Annotated in this window: 15 protein-coding genes; 5 read left to right on the top strand and 10 right to left on the bottom strand. The window is 60.8% G+C overall.

All coding sequences use genetic code 11. The features are described 5' to 3' along the window. A partial coding sequence (locus D7X94_RS18865; protein WP_207667182.1) for a hypothetical protein occupies positions 1-267 on the top strand: 267 nt, incomplete at its 5' end. Positions 268-330: 63 nt separating this feature from the next. Here the strand turns inward: D7X94_RS18865 and D7X94_RS11750 are convergent. From D7X94_RS11750 to D7X94_RS11710, 9 genes are all read right to left on the bottom strand, one after another. Beyond that, complete coding sequence (locus D7X94_RS11750) at positions 331-1,098, bottom strand: ClpP family protease (RefSeq protein WP_120427880.1); 768 nt, start codon at positions 1,096-1,098, stop codon at positions 331-333. A gap of 496 nt (positions 1,099-1,594) precedes the next feature. Continuing rightward, positions 1,595-2,170 carry a SpoIIIAH-like family protein gene (locus D7X94_RS11745; protein WP_120427879.1) on the bottom strand — a complete coding sequence of 192 codons (576 nt, stop codon included), beginning with the start codon at positions 2,168-2,170 and terminating at the stop codon, positions 1,595-1,597. Between the two features lie 42 nt (positions 2,171-2,212). After that, on the bottom strand, positions 2,213-2,749 hold the full coding sequence (locus D7X94_RS11740; RefSeq protein ID WP_120427878.1) for a hypothetical protein: 537 nt from the start codon (positions 2,747-2,749) through the stop codon (positions 2,213-2,215). After that, positions 2,736-3,206, bottom strand: coding sequence for a hypothetical protein (locus D7X94_RS11735; protein ID WP_120427877.1), 471 nt, complete (start codon positions 3,204-3,206; stop codon positions 2,736-2,738). Before D7X94_RS11735 ends, D7X94_RS11740 begins: the two co-directional genes overlap by 14 nt. A gap of 401 nt (positions 3,207-3,607) precedes the next feature. Beyond that, entirely contained in the window at positions 3,608-4,729 is a 1,122-nt protein-coding gene (locus D7X94_RS11730; RefSeq protein WP_120427876.1) for a stage III sporulation protein AE, read from the bottom strand. After that, on the bottom strand, positions 4,726-5,121 hold the full coding sequence (locus D7X94_RS11725; RefSeq protein ID WP_120427875.1) for a stage III sporulation AC/AD family protein: 396 nt from the start codon (positions 5,119-5,121) through the stop codon (positions 4,726-4,728). The genes D7X94_RS11730 and D7X94_RS11725 overlap by 4 nt, the downstream gene beginning before the upstream one ends. Continuing rightward, a complete protein-coding gene (spoIIIAC, locus tag D7X94_RS11720) occupies positions 5,118-5,312 on the bottom strand; it encodes a stage III sporulation protein AC (protein WP_120427886.1) in 195 nt (64 codons plus the stop codon). The genes D7X94_RS11725 and spoIIIAC overlap by 4 nt, the downstream gene beginning before the upstream one ends. A gap of 226 nt (positions 5,313-5,538) precedes the next feature. Then, a complete protein-coding gene (locus tag D7X94_RS11715; protein WP_120427874.1) occupies positions 5,539-6,015 on the bottom strand; it encodes a stage III sporulation protein AB in 477 nt (158 codons plus the stop codon). After that, positions 6,015-6,944: a stage III sporulation protein AA gene (locus tag D7X94_RS11710; RefSeq protein WP_120427873.1), complete on the bottom strand. Its 930-nt coding sequence runs from the start codon at positions 6,942-6,944 to the stop codon at positions 6,015-6,017. The genes D7X94_RS11715 and D7X94_RS11710 overlap by 1 nt, the downstream gene beginning before the upstream one ends. Positions 6,945-7,515: 571 nt before the next feature. Between D7X94_RS11710 and D7X94_RS11705 the strand changes: the two genes are divergently transcribed. Next, positions 7,516-9,084 (top strand): carboxylesterase/lipase family protein, encoded by a 1,569-nt coding sequence (locus D7X94_RS11705; RefSeq protein WP_120427872.1) that lies wholly within the window; start codon positions 7,516-7,518, stop codon positions 9,082-9,084. 961 nt (positions 9,085-10,045) lie between these two features. On the opposite strand, the gene D7X94_RS11695 is transcribed toward D7X94_RS11705, so the two are convergent. Further along, entirely contained in the window at positions 10,046-10,699 is a 654-nt protein-coding gene (locus tag D7X94_RS11695; protein WP_120427870.1) for a TraX family protein, read from the bottom strand. Between the two features lie 1,010 nt (positions 10,700-11,709). Here D7X94_RS11695 and nth point away from each other — a divergent pair. The 3 genes from nth to D7X94_RS11675 all read left to right on the top strand — a co-directional run bounded on the left by nth (position 11,710) and on the right by D7X94_RS11675 (position 14,824). Next, the gene (nth, locus tag D7X94_RS11685; protein ID WP_120427885.1) at positions 11,710-12,339 is read left to right on the top strand and encodes an endonuclease III; all 630 of its coding nucleotides are present in this window, start codon (positions 11,710-11,712) and stop codon (positions 12,337-12,339) included. Then, the gene (locus D7X94_RS11680; RefSeq protein WP_158591010.1) at positions 12,336-13,295 is read left to right on the top strand and encodes a methyltransferase domain-containing protein; all 960 of its coding nucleotides are present in this window, start codon (positions 12,336-12,338) and stop codon (positions 13,293-13,295) included. The genes nth and D7X94_RS11680 overlap by 4 nt, the downstream gene beginning before the upstream one ends. Before the next feature lie 365 nt (positions 13,296-13,660). Then, on the top strand, positions 13,661-14,824 hold the full coding sequence (locus tag D7X94_RS11675) for a MalY/PatB family protein (RefSeq protein WP_120427867.1): 1,164 nt from the start codon (positions 13,661-13,663) through the stop codon (positions 14,822-14,824). Positions 14,825-15,200: the final 376 nt, after the last annotated feature.

The following is a 15,200-nucleotide window of genomic DNA, read 5'->3' as shown; positions in this document are numbered from 1 at the left end:
AGCGGCAAGAGGAAACGGAGAGTTCATCTCGCCGTGCGAGATGAATCTCTTTTGCAACTGAGAAAAAAGTTTCCTAGTTCTGGAACCAGCCATCGCTGGCCGGAGGCACAACAGCCCGGCGAGTTTTGCTTTGCAAAACGGAAAGATAAACCGAGCGATGCGAGTGTTTATCTTTTTGACACTACCGCGAAACCCAGCCTACGCCTCGCACTCGCTTGGCGCCGTGCTCCGCAATCAGCCAGCGCACACACCCACGCGCCCATATAAAATCGCCAACGCCTGAAGCCTAGCCTTTTTATGTAGGCCCTTCCCGCCGGAAAGGCCGGTTTTCTATTGGGATTTTTTTGGCCGCCCGGGCCTGCGCTTCCCTTTCTCCTTGTCGATCATGCGGTTGAGGCAGTCCATGGCGTCAGAAAGAGAGCCAAGGGAGTCGATGAGCCCCTCCTCCACCGCGTCCGGCCCGTCCAGCACCGTGCCCACGTCCATCACCAGCTCCTGGGTGTTCATGGCCAGGGTGGTGAAGCGCTCTTTGCTGATGTTAGAATTTTGGGTGACGAAATTGGTGATCCGGTCCTGCATCCGCTGAAAATACTCCAAGGTCTGGGGGATTCCCAGCACCAGGCCGTTCATGCGCACGGGGTGGATGGTCATGGAGGCGGATTCCGCAATGAAAGATCGCTTCGCCGCCACAGCCAGAGGCACCCCGATGGAATGCCCGCCGCCCAGAACCAGAGACACGGTGGGCTTCTTCATGCCGGCCACCAGCTCCGCCAGGGCCAGCCCGGCCTCCACATCCCCGCCCACGGTGTTCAGCAGCATCAGGAGGCCGTCGATCTCCGGGTCCTCCTCCACCGCCACGATCTGGGGGATCACGTGCTCGTACTTGGTGGTTTTATTCTGAGAGGGGGAGATGTAGTGCCCCTCGATCTGGCCAATAATGGTCAAGCAGTGCACGGTGTGCCCGTGGTTGTGGGTGACCACTGAGCCGCTCTCCGTGATCTGCTTCTGCTGCTGAGACAGCTCCTCCTGCTCCTGGTTCGCTTCCTCCTGATTCTTCAAAGCCTTAACCTGGCTTTTTTTTGTGACAGTTTTTTTCATTGGACAGCACTCTCCTTTATGGAAAGAGTGTGCCCAAAACCGGAAAAAAGATACGGAACGATTTTTTAAAGTAATACTGTGTGGCCTCCGGCGGTTCAGGGGCTCTGCCCCTGAAAACCCCGCAACCTTTGAAAAGGTTGACGAAACTTTTACCCTGGTTTGCTTTGCCGCGTCCATTTGGCGATTGCCGTTGCCGTGGCTTTATTATACCATTCTTTTTCTCTCCGGGCAAGGCTAAGTTTTGAGGAAAAGCCAAATACATTATTCAGTCAATAACGAAATAATTTACGCGGTCAAGGGGCGGGGAAAATCGCCTGTGGCGATTTGTGGGGTTTGGGGGTGAGCGTCTGCCAGTGGCAGACATGCTGCGAACCGACCGAAGCGGTAGCTGAGACTCAAAACCCCAAGGTCTTGCCGTAGCCGCGCCTTTCCCCCTGCCACAGAAAAAACAGGCATCCCCGCGACCGGCGGAACATGCCTGTTTCTGAGCGCCGCCCTACTGCTTGGCGGCCCCGATGATCTTGATCTTTTCCGCGGAAAGCCCGGTCTGCTCCATCACCACCTCCTGGACGATAAGCATGTCGCTGTCCTGCAGGTCCCCGGACACCACCACGCTACACTGTTCCTCCGCAATATAGGCCACGGATTCCTCATAGCCCTTGGCCTTTAACAGGCTCTCCACATTGCTCTCTTTCAGAATGTTCTGGGCCATGGCCGAGGCCTGCTCTACCGCCAGCTTTTTGGCGTCGCTGTCCGCCTCCGCGTCCTCCAGCACATTGTCCAGCAGCTCCAGGGCCTCGTCCCGGGAGTTCTGCCGGTTCAGCCGGGCCTCTGCCAAGGACCCCGCCTTTCCGTTTGTCTGGACGGCTCCCTCCTCCAAGTTGTCGCTTACCGTCTCCACATAGGCGTTATTCACCAGCTGGGCCGCCCCCAGCTGGCTAGAGGTGTTCCCCTCGTCCCCCACGGGCAGTTTGTTGGTCCCGGCGAACTGCCAGTTCAAATACACCGCCGCCCCCAGCGCCAGCACCAGAGACGCCAACACCAGTTGTTTCCTGCCAAGTTTCTTTGTCATGGATGCACCCACCTTTGTCAATTTTCATTTATCAGTTTTCATTTATCCGCCCTCTACCACGCATACCCGGGAAGAGGATATCCCCAGGGCAGTGCGGGCGGCGTTTACCAGTTTTTCCCGCGCGGCCGGATCCGCCGCGCTCCGGCTTACAATGACAACCCCCTTTACTTTTGGCCTCAGTTCGGTTATAGAGAGCCCGCGCTGGGCTCCCCCGCTGTCTTTCAGGATCACATAGGTCCTTTCCGTCTCCCCGCCGCTTTCCCGGCGGTCCTCTTTACGGTCCTCGGCATAGACAGCTTCCCCCCCGTTTTCCAGAGTGACCATCACCTCCGGGTCGGGTTCTCCTGTCACCGCCCGGACCACCCGCCGCAAATCCTGCTCCAGCTGCCGCTGGTAGTCTCCGGCGGCCAGTGCCTCCTCGGTCTGTGTTTCTTGGGGCAGAGGCTCTTTCTGCCCAAACCAGGTGGAAAGATAGATCAGCGCGATCCCTCCCGCCCCCAGCAGAAACACCAGCCGGATGAATCGTTTGTCCTTTCTGACCGTATTCCAGAGCTCCCGCAGTTTTTCAAGATCCATCATAGCCTATCTCAACCTCCACCCTGTCTCCCAGGGCGTTCTCCAGCAGAGCCCGTGCCCGCTGGGCGTCGCTTTCATAGGAGAACAGGGCCGCGGCCTTGGTTAATACTATGCTGCCGTCCTCCATTATATTGATCGTAGCCGTGATTTTTTTCGCCGTCAGTCCCGCCGCCGCCAATAGCCCCTGGAGATATCTCTCCGTCTCCGCCTCCGCCGCTCCCGCGTATTGGCCCTCTACATATTCGTTGAGCTCCTGATTCTGCCAAGAATCCCCGGCCGGCTCCTCCGGCCATGTCCACTCCGCCCCGGCCAAGGCCGCTCCGGCGGAGGCCAGCAGCACCAAAGCCATCAGGGCCTGGACAAAGCCCAGCATCTTGCTTTTCGGGCAAAGCCGTCCGATCAGCTCCGCCGCGATGAGCGCGCCGCACACCATGCCGGCATTTTGCACCGCCTCTTCCATCTGTTTTCGCTCCTTTCTCTAAGGCCTTGGGGTTGTCTCGGCTGGTCTCGGATGCCGACTCGGTCGGGAGAGTTCATGCCTGCATGAACTCTCCCCCACTGGGGAGCTTTCCCGCCTCGGTCGGCGACGGGAAATCGCCGCAGGTGATTGTCATCCCCACACCCCACAAACTTTTTGAAAAGAAGTTTAAGACGTTACCTTCGGTAAGTCTCAAAAACTTTCACCCGCTCCTCATTTCATTCGTCGCGAACATTTTATGGAACAACATTGACCAGCTGGCGGAGTGTGGGGGTGAGCGTTCTGCCGGATACTTGGCAAAGCCAAGTATTGCAGACAACGCCGCGAACCAACCGAACCGGCAGACGAGCCCAGGTGAGACCAGCGCCCCCAAGATCTTGCCCTCACGAGCCCCCGGCAAAGACGATGGCGGCGGCGCTGGCTACGCACACGGCGCACACACTGGCCATCACAGCCAAAATCATTTTCGCTGTCCCGGAAAAGGCCTCCAGAAGGGCGCTCGCCTTAGAGGCTCCAAAAATGTCCCCTGCCGCCTGCCCCGCCGCGCACACGCCGCACCACAGGGCGCACTCGATCATGGCTGGGGCGAACAGGCACAACGCCGCAAGCATCCCGAAAGCCCCCACCCCGGATTTTACAATGTGCACGCTGTTCTGAATGGCTCCCACCGCGTCCCCCAAAGCTCCCCCCACAATAGGGACCCCCGTGGCAAGAGCCAGTTTCGCGGCCTTGGCGGCCGCCGCGTCTACCTGGGCGTTCACCGCTGTCTGCACCGAAAGCACCCCGGCAAAGGCGGTCACCGCCGTCACCAGCGCCCATTTCCCCAGAGCGTAGATCGCTTCGGCGGCTTTGTCCACCTTTACGGAGGACAAAGCCGAAGCCGCCGCCAACCCCAGATAGATCCGCAAAGCAGGCAAGAGAATTCCCCCTGCCAGCACCGGAATGGCTCCCCCGGCCAGCATTGCCAGAAAGCTGTACCCGCCGCCCGAGGCCAGGTTGCCCGCCGCTGCCAGCAGCCCGGCATAGACCGGCACCGCCGCCGCTAAAAACGCCGACGCGCTGTCAGCCACTTTCTGGCAGGCTCCCAGCATTCCCAGCACAGGCCCAACCATTACCACCGCGCAGGCGGCGGCTCCGATCATCTGGGCGTTTTCCCCCAGGGACCCCTCCTCAAAGCAGCTGCCCAGCCGGCAGAGGACGATAATTCCCAGCAGCGCCGCCAGGGCCTTCAAGGGGGCCCCCATCTTTTCACGGACCAGCTCCCCCGCCCCTTCCAGCAGGCTTTTTCCCGAGACGCCCTCCTCTACCATCCCGCCTTCCACGCCCGCCCGTGACAGCAGGTCCCGAGCGTCCTCGTCCAACGCCTGATACAGCTCCTCCGCCCCGCTTTTTTCATAGACTTCTCCTTGCGCCCAGGCAGAAGGGGCGGCGATTCCCAGAAGCAGGGCGATAACCAGCACCGTCAGACTCTGCCGGACCTTCCTTCTTTTTCCACTCTTTCTCATTGGATGATTTCTCCCAGAAAATCAAAAAGCTGGGCCAGCACCGGCATTGCCACAGCCAGCACGGCAATTTTCGCCGCCAGCTCCACCCCATAGGCCAGGGCTGCCTCCCCCGCGTCTTTACACAGTTGGGCCGCCAGCTGCCCCAGCACGGTCAGACCCACGGCTTTGAGCATCACAGAAAGGCACAGCCCTCCCAGTTCCCCGCCTCCCGCCAAATCCATGATCTGCTCCACCAGAGGCGCGGCGCTTTCCACCGCCCAAGCCAAGATCAGCACCGCCGTCAGCGCAGCCAGCAGCAGGGCGTATTCCCGGTTGCTCTTTTTTACCAGCGTGCCCAGCACCGCCGCGCACAGGGCGCATACGCCGATACCCAAAAGAGCCCCGGCGCTCATAGCTGAAACACTTCCTTGATGGTCTGGAACAGGGCGTCGATCTCGTTGATGATCATCATCAGCACCACGATGAGCCCCGCCAGGGTGGTCATCATAGCCTGCTCCTCCCGTCCGGAACGGATCAGCAGCTGGTTCAGCACCGCCACAATGATGCCAATGGCGGCTATTTTAAAAATCAGGTCCACTTCCACGGCTACGCCCACTTTCCTTTCCCGCATAACCGGGGACGTCCCGGTTTCGTGAAATATTTTTACGATAGTTACGGCCTCCGGCGGCTTAGGGAAGTTTTTGAAAAAAGTTCCCTAAGAACCCTCAAAAGCTTTTACCCTGGTTGGCATGAACCGGTCCATCTGGCCAGCGTAAAAGTTTTAGCTTTCTTCAAGAGCTCGCAGGGTGTGGGAGAGTTCGCCGGGGACCTCACATCACTACAATGCAGGCCGCCAGGCCACCGAAGAGCCCCAGGGCGATATAGAGCCTGCGCTTTTCCCTGCACTCCTCCCGGGCTTCCCTGAGATTCTCCTCCCCCAGGGCCATATGCAGCCGCAGGTGTTCTATCTGGCCCTGGGTGTCACTGGCCCCCAGACCCTGAGCAAAGTCCCGAAACAGCTGCCGGTCCTTGGGATTCCGGAGCAATTCCTCCCCCGTCCGGGCCAAAGCCTCCGCCGGGTTCCGCCGGAACTCCGGTCTATCCGCCGCCTCCCGGCAAAACCTGCTCTCACTCTTAGAGATTATCTCGCCCAATGGCCGGGAGGAATAGGAGATTTCCGTGCGCAGGGCCTGCATCAGCTGCTGGAATTCCGTCAACAGCCGGGCCCTCCGGCTCAGCCTCCCCGCCTCTCCCAGCCCCCAGCACAGGCCGCTGAGCACCAGCAGAATCCCTCCCAGAAGTCTCATCACCCAGCCCAGCTTTCCCGGCGGAACTCTCTCTCGACCTCCACATAGGCCAGACGGCCGGGGCTTCCCCGCCCCGCCAGAACAGCCAGCGTTTGAAACGCCCCTGTGTCCAGCAGCTCCCGGCAAAGGGGGCGGCTTTTGATGTGGCGGGCCTGCGCGTGCACGGTAGCCACCAGCCCCACTCCGGCATAGACCGACCGCAGCACCGGCTCCAGGTCCTGGGGGGCCAGCTCGTCGCACACCAAGACCTCCGGCGAAAGCGTTCGGATGGCGGCGTCAAAGGCCTCGGCCTTGGGATAGCCCCGAAGTATGTCCGCGCAGGGCCCCAGGTCGAATCCACCCAGCTCTCCCCGGCAATCCAGTACCGCCACCCGGCGGCTGGGCCCGAACCGCCCCAGGGACAGGGACCGGGCCACGTCCCGGAGAAAGGTGGTCTTGCCGCTGCTGGGCTCTCCGGCGATGAGCAGCCCCCGGGCTGGGTCAACTCCTTTTTGAAAAAGCCTGTCCCCGCAGCCGGGCACGTCCCGGGGAATCCGGAACACCAGAGAGGTGATGTCCCGCAGGGCTTTTACCCGGTGGTTCTCCGTTACGGCCGTGCCACAGACGCCCACCCGGCACAGGCCGTCCCAGTTCACATAGCCCTCCCGGATTTCGTTTTCATGGCTGAACACCGAATGCCCGCACACGGAGAAAAACAGCTCCTTGATGTCACCGGCAAAGACAGTGGCCAGCCCCGGTTCTAAAGCTCTGGACATTCCTCCGGACTCCCGCAGGTAAACCGCCCCCTCCCTCCCGCACACCGTCACCGGCTGGCCAACGGAAAAGCGGATGTCAAAGGCCTGGTCCTTCACCGGACCGGGCAGTGCCAGAAGCTCCTTCCCGTACAGGGGCAGCCGCCCCGCCACCGCGTCAAATCCCATGGTTTTCATCGTCTCACTCCTTTTTGTGTCTGGTCCATTCTATGGTTGTCCGGGAGAAAATAGAACAAGCCCTCCTGGGAAGACTTGTTCGGGCGTGTGTGTTGGGCGATGGTTTGGGACGATGTTTTAGACGATGTGTTGGAGTCTCGCCTGCCGGCTCGGTCGGTTCGCGGCGTGTCTGCCACTGGCAGACGCTCACCCTCCAGCGGCTTAGGGGCGTTGAGTCTCAGCTGCCGCTTCGGTCGGCGACGGAAGCGGCAGCTGAGACAGGCCCCTGGCCAGCTGAGAGCGTCCGCACCCAGCTTGGCAGAGTTTTCGCCGCACTTTTGCGCAGCAAAAGACAGCCGTCTCACGGCTGGGGCGGAAACGGAAAGATAGACCGAGCCGTGCGAGTGTTAATCTTTTTGACACCACCGCGAAACCTAGCCTGCTCATTTCGCTCCGCTTGGCGCGGTGTGCCGGAGGCCTCCTATTACTTCACAAACACCCCCACATTTTTCCTATTTTCTCTTGATCATCCTTCCAATTTATAGTAAAATAGTTGCAGATGAAAAATATTCCCTGAAAGGAACGATTGACTATGGCAAAACAGTTCGTCTGCTCCACCACCTCCCCCATCGTCCAGACCAAGGCCGGAAAGCTCCGGGGCTTCCTCTGGGACGGCACCTATACCTTCCACGGCATCAAGTACGCGGACGCCAAGCGCTTCCAGCCCCCCACGCCTCCCGCGCCCTGGGAGGGCGTGAAGGACGCCCTCTCTTACGGCTACGTCAGCCCCATGCTGGACCGGGAGACCGCCCAGGGCGAGGTGATGGTGCCCCACCGCTACTGGCCCAAGGACGAGAACTGCCAGTATCTGAACATATGGAGCCCCTCCATCGATCCCGCCGCCAAGAAACCCGTCATGGTCTGGCTCCACGGGGGCGGCTTCTCTGCGGGCTCTTCCATCGAGCAGGTGGCCTATGACGGCGACGCCCTCTCCAAGTTCGGCGACGTGGTGGTGGTCACCCTGAACCACCGGCTGAACATCCTGGGCTACCTGGACCTGTCCCCCTACGGGGAGAAGTACCAGAACTCCGCCAACGCGGGCAACGCAGATCTGGTGGCCGCTCTGGAGTGGGTCCACGAGAACATCGCGGGCTTCGGCGGCGACCCGGACAACGTGACCATCTTCGGCCAGTCCGGCGGCGGGGCCAAGGTGTTCAACCTGATGCAGATCCCCGAGGCGGACGGCCTCTTCCACAAAGGCATCATCATGAGCGGCGTGTTCGACGGCCTGCTGGGCCCCGCCCCGGACAAGGACAGCCGCCCCCTCATCGAGGCCATGCTCCAGCATCTGGGCCTCACGGCGGATCAGGTGGAGCAGCTGGAGACCATCGAGTATGAAAAGCTGGCGGAGGCATATAAGGCCGTGGCCCCGGAGATCGCCAAGCAGGGCCACTACACCGGCAACGGCCCCCTGGAGAACGAGTTCTACGTGGGCGACCCCAGGGAGGTGGGCTTCACGGACCACGCCAAGACCATCCCCACCATCATCGGCAGCGTGTTCGGGGAGTTCGCCTTTGCCCCCGGCGTGCCCCATAAGGACGAGCTCACCAAGGAGGAGCGCATGGCCATGGTCGCGAAGAAGCTCCGGGGCAACGCCGAAGAGGTCGCCCGGCTCTTCCGGGAGTGCTACCCGGAGAAGAACCTCACCGACCTGCTCTCCCTGGACGCCATGTGCCGGGAGGCCACCAAGGACTTCGCCCGGAAGAAGGCCCAGCACCCGGAGTCTCCCTCCTACTGCTACCTGTTCAATCTGGACATGCCCCTGGACGACGGCCACCCCGCCTGGCACTGCGCGGACATCCCCTTCTTCTTCCACAACACCCACATTGTGCCCATCTGCGACATTCCCGGCGTGTCCGACCGGCTGGAGGAGCAGATGGCGGGTTCCTTCGTGAACTTCGCCAAGTACGGCGACCCCAACTACCCGTCCCTGCCCCACTGGGACGCCTGCACCCCGGACGACGCCGCCACCATGATCTTCGACCGGGCCTGCGAGATGCGCCACCACCACGACGACGCCCTTTACGCCGCCTATCTGCCGGTAGCGCCCAATCCCTTCACCCCGCCCGAGGACGACGAGGAGCAGATCTTCCTGCACTGATTCCCGCATGGAAGTAGAATGAAAAAGCGGGCCCCGGAGCTTTTCGCCCTGGGGTCTGCTTTTGCTTTTCTGTTTGTTTTTGAAGGGGGGCTGTGGGCGCGACGGGCCCCGCTCGGGTTCGTCCTTCGGACGAACCGCCGGGAAAACGGGCTTTGCCCGTTTTCCCACGGCCATTTTGCGGCCTGCCGCAAAATGCGAGCGGGGTACACCGCGCCAAGCAAATGCAAGGCGTAGGCTAGGCTTCGCGGTCGTGACAAAAAGATAAACACTCGCGCGGCTCGGTTTATCTTTCCGTTTTCCTGCGGAAAACTCTGCAGGGCTGGGTGCGGGGCACATGCGGCAAAAGCCAGCGGCGTGTGCCCGCGCCCAGCTAGAAAACGTGCCCGGACTTGTGCTCCTTGCCTAGCCGCCGTGCGCGCCGTTCTCCACCCATCAAAAAAAGCACATGCTGCCCACAGAGCTGGCTTACCCCGAGACTAGGCCTCTTTCTTGCAAAAAGGGGCCTCTTGCCGGGCTTCGCCCGTCAATTCACCACCAAAAATGCGCTTCTTAGGAGTTTAAGGTCAAAGGCAAAACCATGGGACTCCGTCCCACACCCTGCAACCTTTGAAAAGGTTGACGAAACTTTTACCCTGGCTAGCTGAGTGCGCCTGCGCCCAGCTTGGCAGAGTTTTGCGAAGCAAAACTCATGACACACGGCGAAACCTAGCCCTATCTTTTCGCCATTCTTCGCGCCGTGTGCGACGAACGAAGTGAGGAAGCAGGGTAAAAGTTTTTGAGACTTACCGAAGGTAACGTCTTAAACTTCTTTTCAAACAGTTTGTGGGGTTCTTAGGGGGCGACAATCGCCAGTGGCAGACACGCCGCGAACCGACCGAGCCGGGGAAGATTGCCGGTGGCAATCGTTCTGACCCGACCGAGTCGGCAGACGAGACCAGGCGAGACCCAACGCCCCACGACCTTAAAAAGCCAGCCAGACGGCGTAAATGGCCAGCAGATGGGCGGGGTAGAACACATAGCCGAAGTACCGGGGCAGCCGCCGTCCCTGCTGGCCGTTGTAAAAGCCCAGGGGAACCGCCGCCCCGACGGCCCAGATCTGAAACCAGCTATTGTGAAAGCCGCAGTATAAAAGCGTCAGCGCACCAAGGCAAAGCATCCCCGCCCAGCGCTTCTCCCGGAACAGGAAAAATCCCATGGCCAGCAGCACGCCGTAACCCCCGTACATGGTCCCCAGGGCCTCTGCCAGCACCGCCAGTCCCCCGGCGCCCAGCCAGAAGAGTCCTCCCCGCTCCGCGCACCAGAGGGCCAGGAACATGAGCACCAGCTCGAAAAATACGTTCCGCCAGGGGTTCACTCCCATATATGTACCCCACCGGTCCCCGTACACGAAAATCTTGTATGGGATCTCGGACAGCAGGGCGAAGGCCCCCAGCCGCAGGAAGTACCGCTTCCGGTCCCCGGTTTTTACGAAGCCCTCCGCCAGCAGAAAGGCGAAGATGGGAAATGCCAGCCGCCCCACCATCCGCAGGGGCTCTGTCTGGGGGAAGAGCCGAAAGCCGATGTGGTCGATGAGCATGGTCCCAAGGGCGAGGCATTGCAGCGCCGCAGAGCTCATGAAATCCTCCTTTTTTTAAGACCTTGGAGGCTCTGCCTCCAAACCTCCGCAACCTTTGAGAAAGGTAAGACTTCGTAGAACGAAGTCTACGAAACATTTTACCCACTCCTCATTACATTCGTCGTGAAGGTTTTGATGTTGTGACAAGCTAACCGAACCATCGTAAAAGTTTTGCAGACTTCGCTCTGCGAAGTCTTAGCTTTCTTCAAAAGCTCGTGGAAGTTTGAGGGGTGAGCGTTCTGCCGGATACTTGGCAAAGCCAAGTATTGCAGACCATGCTGCGAACCGACCGAAGCGGCAAGCGAGACCGGCGTCCCCAAGATCTTGCCCTTAATAGCCTGAGAAGCGCAATTTTTGCGGGTGGTGAATAATAGGTCAACACTCGCTGCGCTCGGTTAACTATACAAGAGGGGGGCGGAGAGTTCATCTCGCCGTGCGAGATGAATCTCTTTTGCAACTGAATAAAAAGCTCCCCTGGAAACCGGAACCGGCCAGCGGCGTGAAGAAACGCACCCAGCCCGGCGAGTTTTCCGCAGGAAAACGGAAAGATAAACCGAGCTATGCGAGTGTTTATCTTTTTGACACTACCGCGAAACCCAGCCTGCTCATTTCACCATTCTTGGCGCGGCGGGCGTCCAGCACCCAGCTTTGCAAAACTCATGACGCCTGACGAAACCTTGCTATCTCATCGCTCCATTCCTCGCGTCGGGCGCCCCGCTCACATTTTGCGGCGAGCCGCAAAATGGCCGTGGGGAAACGGGCTTTGACCGTTTCCCCGGCGGTTCGTCCTATGGACGAACCCGAGCGGGGCGGATGCGGAGAACGTCAGCGGCGGGCGCAGCATCCCAGCCAGAAAATGTGCCCGGACTTGTGCTCCTTGCTCAGCCGCCGCGCGCACCGTTCCCCCTCAAAAAATCACACTTAAATTATATGTCCTGGTTTTTCCCTTGTCAACGGCCGGATTTTGGTGTATGATGTAGAAAAAAGCAAAAGGAGGCACGCCTATGCCCATCACTATCCAGGAGCGGGCCCTGCTGGCCGTGGACGCTCTGAAGAAAGAATATCCGGACGCCCTCTGCTCTCTGGAATACACCGACCCTCTCCAGCTGCTCATCGCCACCCGCCTGGCCGCCCAGTGCACCGACGCCCGGGTCAATCTGGTCACCCCGGCCCTGTTCGCCCGCTTCCCCACCCTGGAGGCCTTCTGCGAGGGCACCGAGGAGGAGATCGGGGAGCTGATCCACTCCTGCGGCTTTTTCCGGGCAAAGGCTCGGGACATTCTGGGGGCCTGCCGGAAAATCCGAGACGACTTCGGCGGGCAGGTGCCGGACAACATGGAGGACCTGCTCAGCCTGCCCGGCGTGGGCCGGAAAACCGCCAACCTGCTTCTGGGGGACGTGTTCCACAAGCCCGCCGTGGTCACGGACACCCACTGCATCCGCATCTCCGGGCGGCTGGGCCTGACCGCCAATAAGGCCCCGGAAAAGGTGGAGAAGGACCTGCGGGCCCTGCTGCCCCCTGAGGAATCCAACGATTTCTGCCACCGTCTGGTGCTCCACGGCCGGGCGGTGTGTACCGCCCGAAGCGCCAAATGCGGGGCCTGTTCTCTGGCGGAGTTCTGCCCCAAGGTGGGGATATGAGCGGGCTCCATCCGGTGTGCCCGGTGTGCCGGGGAGAATTGGCCCCCACCGGAGAGGGGGGCTTTTCCTGCACGGCCTGCGGTGCGGACTTCCCCAGCGCACGGGGGATTCCCTGCCTGTTTCCGCCGGAAACGGGGGACTTCTGGGCCGAGAGCCAGAGGGCTCTGGAGGAGTTTTTCGGGGAAAACCCCGCCCTTTCCAAAGCTCTGGAGGCGGCCCCTCCGGAAACCCTCAACGGCGCGGACCTCTCCGCCAAGGCCTCTCTGCTGCGAATCCAGGGGCGCTTCCGGGAGGCGGTGGAGGTTCACGAGGCCTCCTGGGCGCGGTGCTACCCCCAGGAATACAGAGACAGCTTCCAGGCCCAGATGGACTTTATCACAGAGAGCCTGAAAAGCGCCGTCGGGCCTGTGCTGGACATTGCCAGCGGCCGGGGCACGCTGATCTCCCAGCTTCTCTCTCAGGTGGAGGCCCCTCTGATTGCCAGCGATCTGTCTCCCACCGTGCTGGCGGATTACCAGGCCTCCCGCTGGGGGGAGCATCTCCAAAGCGGGCGGCTGGGTCTGATGGCCTTTGACGCCAAGAACATACCCTTTGAGGACGGCGCCGTCCCGGTCATCACCACCTGCCTGGGCCTGCAGAACATCCCCGGGCCCGAGGCCGCTCTCCGAGAGCTGCGCCGGGTCTGCGGAGGGACCCTCTACGCCATGTGCATGTTCTTCCCGGAGGAGGACGGGGTCAACCACAGAGCCGCCGCCAAAGTCGGCCTGCCCGGCGCGTTCTCTTTGGAACAGCTGCGGGGGATGATGGAGCGCTGCGGCTGGCAGGTCCGCCCGGAGGCGGGGCCCTGGTTCCAGATCCAGCCCACGCCCGAAGGGGAAATCGCCGCCGGGATGCGGGTGGACGCCCTGCCCGCCAGGGAAACCCGGTGCCGGTTCGCCACGCTGGTCTGCCAGTGATGGGCCGCTGGCAAGGTCGTGGGGCGCTGGGTCTCGGCTGCCGCCTCGGTCGGTTCGCAGCGTGTCTACCGCTGGCAGACGCTCTCCCCCACACCCCGCAAGGGGCCTAGACGCCTGAGACTTGGCTACGCCAAGTCTTTGACCGCGCAATGTCACTCCTCATTTCATTCGTCGTGAAGGTTTTATGTGTTTTGACGAGCTAACCGAACAACCGTAAAAGTTTTGCAAACTTCGCTCTGCGAAGTCTTAGCTTTCTTCAAAAGCTCGCGGAGGTTTGGAGGCAGCGCCTCCAAGGTCTTGCCGGAATGCGCGTTTCTTTGCGCATGGAGGCCCCATATTACTCAAAAAACAAAGGAGCAATCTCTATGAAGTACGATTTCGAGACCCTGATCGACCGCTCTCAGCACGGCAGCGGAAAATGGAACGGCATGAAGGAGAAAAAGCCCGATCTCTCCCCGGGAATCGTCCCCTTCTCCGTGGCGGATATGGAGTTCAAAAACGCCCCGGAGATCGGGGAGGGCCTGAAGGCCTATATGGACACCCATATCCTGGGCTACACCGGTCCCACAGAGGAGTATCTCGGCACGGTCTGCGCCTGGATGGAGAAGCGCCACGGCTGGCACATTGAGCCGGAGTGGATCTGCGGCACCCGGGGCGTGGTGGAGGCCCTGATGTTCGCGGTGCGGGCCTTCTGCCAGCCGGGCGACGGGGTCATCATCTTCACGCCGGTCTACTACCCCTTCTACATGGCCATTGAGAACCACAGCTGCCAGACCGTCCGCTGCCCCCTGGTCTATGAGGGCGGCGTTTATTCCATCGACTTCGGCCTGCTGGAAAAGCTGGCGGCGGAGGAGAACAGCAAAATGCTCATTCTGTGCAGCCCCCACAACCCCGTGGGCCGGGTGTGGACCGAGGAGGAGCTCCGGCGGATCACGGAAATCTGCCGGAAGAACCACGTGCGCATTGTCAGCGACGAGATCCACTTTGACATCATCATGCCCGGTCACAAGCACACCGTCATCGCCGCGGTGGCCCCGGAGGACGAGATCATCGTGTGCACCGCGCCCAGCAAGACCTTCAATCTGGCGGCCATGCAGACATCCAACATCATCATCCCCAACGAGGCGGACCGGGAGGCGTTCCGGAAGGTGGCGGGCCACGGCGGTCCCCCCGCTCTGGGCCTGGAGGCCTGCCGCATTGCCTATACCCAGTGCGAGGCCTGGATGGAGGAGATGATTGAGACCATCCACCAGAACTACCGGCTGGCGGTGGATTTCATCCGGGAGAATCTGCCGGAGATCAAGCCTGTGGAGCTGCAGGGCACCTATCTTCTCTGGCTGGACTGCACTGCTCTGGGCAAGACCAAGGAGGAGCTGGAGGAGATGATGGTCCAGAAGGCGGAGCTGTTCCTGGACGAGGGCTACATGTTTGGCGAAGAGGGCGCGGGGTTCGAGCGGGTGAATCTGGCGGTGCCCCGGCGGGTGCTGGAGGAGGCCCTGGAGCGCCTGGAGAAGGCTGTGCGGGGATAGACGCAGGCTTTCTGATTCCGGCAAAGCCCACCAGGGTAAAAGTTTCGTCCACCTTTTCAAAGGTGGTGGGAGTTTGAGGGCAACGCCCTCAAGGTCTTATCTCTTGACCTTACCTCCTGAGAAGCGCATTTTTGCAGGGGTGAATTTGCGCAGAATGCGCAAAGAGGGGATGCTTTTTGCAAAGAGAAAAAGCATCCCCTGGAAACCGGAACCAGCCAGTGCTATATAGCTTTCGTTGGCTTTGCAAATGCAAAGCCAAACAGGAAACCCCATACGTGGGTTTCTTGCGGGGAACAGTCCACTGGACTGTTCCCCTATTTTCCCGCGTTGCTTTCTCAGGTGTTTCAGGTCAAGGGCAAGACCTTGGGGCGTTGCC

The sequence above is a fragment of the Acutalibacter sp. 1XD8-33 genome (assembly GCF_003612555.1).
GTDB lineage: Bacteria > Bacillota > Clostridia > Oscillospirales > Acutalibacteraceae > Acutalibacter.
Note: the sequence above shows the minus strand (reverse complement) of the source record. Positions and strands in the feature narration are given on the sequence as shown.

Coding starts and splice junctions, on each gene's coding strand:
- D7X94_RS11750 (WP_120427880.1), bottom strand. CDS start 1,098: ATGAAAAAAACTGTCACAAAAAAAAGCCAGGTTAAGGCTTTGAAGAAT.
- D7X94_RS11745 (WP_120427879.1), bottom strand. CDS start 2,170: ATGACAAAGAAACTTGGCAGGAAACAACTGGTGTTGGCGTCTCTGGTG.
- D7X94_RS11740 (WP_120427878.1), bottom strand. CDS start 2,749: ATGATGGATCTTGAAAAACTGCGGGAGCTCTGGAATACGGTCAGAAAG.
- D7X94_RS11735 (WP_120427877.1), bottom strand. CDS start 3,206: ATGGAAGAGGCGGTGCAAAATGCCGGCATGGTGTGCGGCGCGCTCATC.
- D7X94_RS11730 (WP_120427876.1), bottom strand. CDS start 4,729: ATGAGAAAGAGTGGAAAAAGAAGGAAGGTCCGGCAGAGTCTGACGGTG.
- D7X94_RS11725 (WP_120427875.1), bottom strand. CDS start 5,121: ATGAGCGCCGGGGCTCTTTTGGGTATCGGCGTATGCGCCCTGTGCGCG.
- D7X94_RS11715 (WP_120427874.1), bottom strand. CDS start 6,015: ATGAGACTTCTGGGAGGGATTCTGCTGGTGCTCAGCGGCCTGTGCTGG.
- D7X94_RS11710 (WP_120427873.1), bottom strand. CDS start 6,944: ATGAAAACCATGGGATTTGACGCGGTGGCGGGGCGGCTGCCCCTGTAC.
- D7X94_RS11705 (WP_120427872.1), top strand. CDS start 7,516: ATGGCAAAACAGTTCGTCTGCTCCACCACCTCCCCCATCGTCCAGACC.
- D7X94_RS11695 (WP_120427870.1), bottom strand. CDS start 10,699: ATGAGCTCTGCGGCGCTGCAATGCCTCGCCCTTGGGACCATGCTCATC.
- D7X94_RS11680 (WP_158591010.1), top strand. CDS start 12,336: ATGAGCGGGCTCCATCCGGTGTGCCCGGTGTGCCGGGGAGAATTGGCC.
- D7X94_RS11675 (WP_120427867.1), top strand. CDS start 13,661: ATGAAGTACGATTTCGAGACCCTGATCGACCGCTCTCAGCACGGCAGC.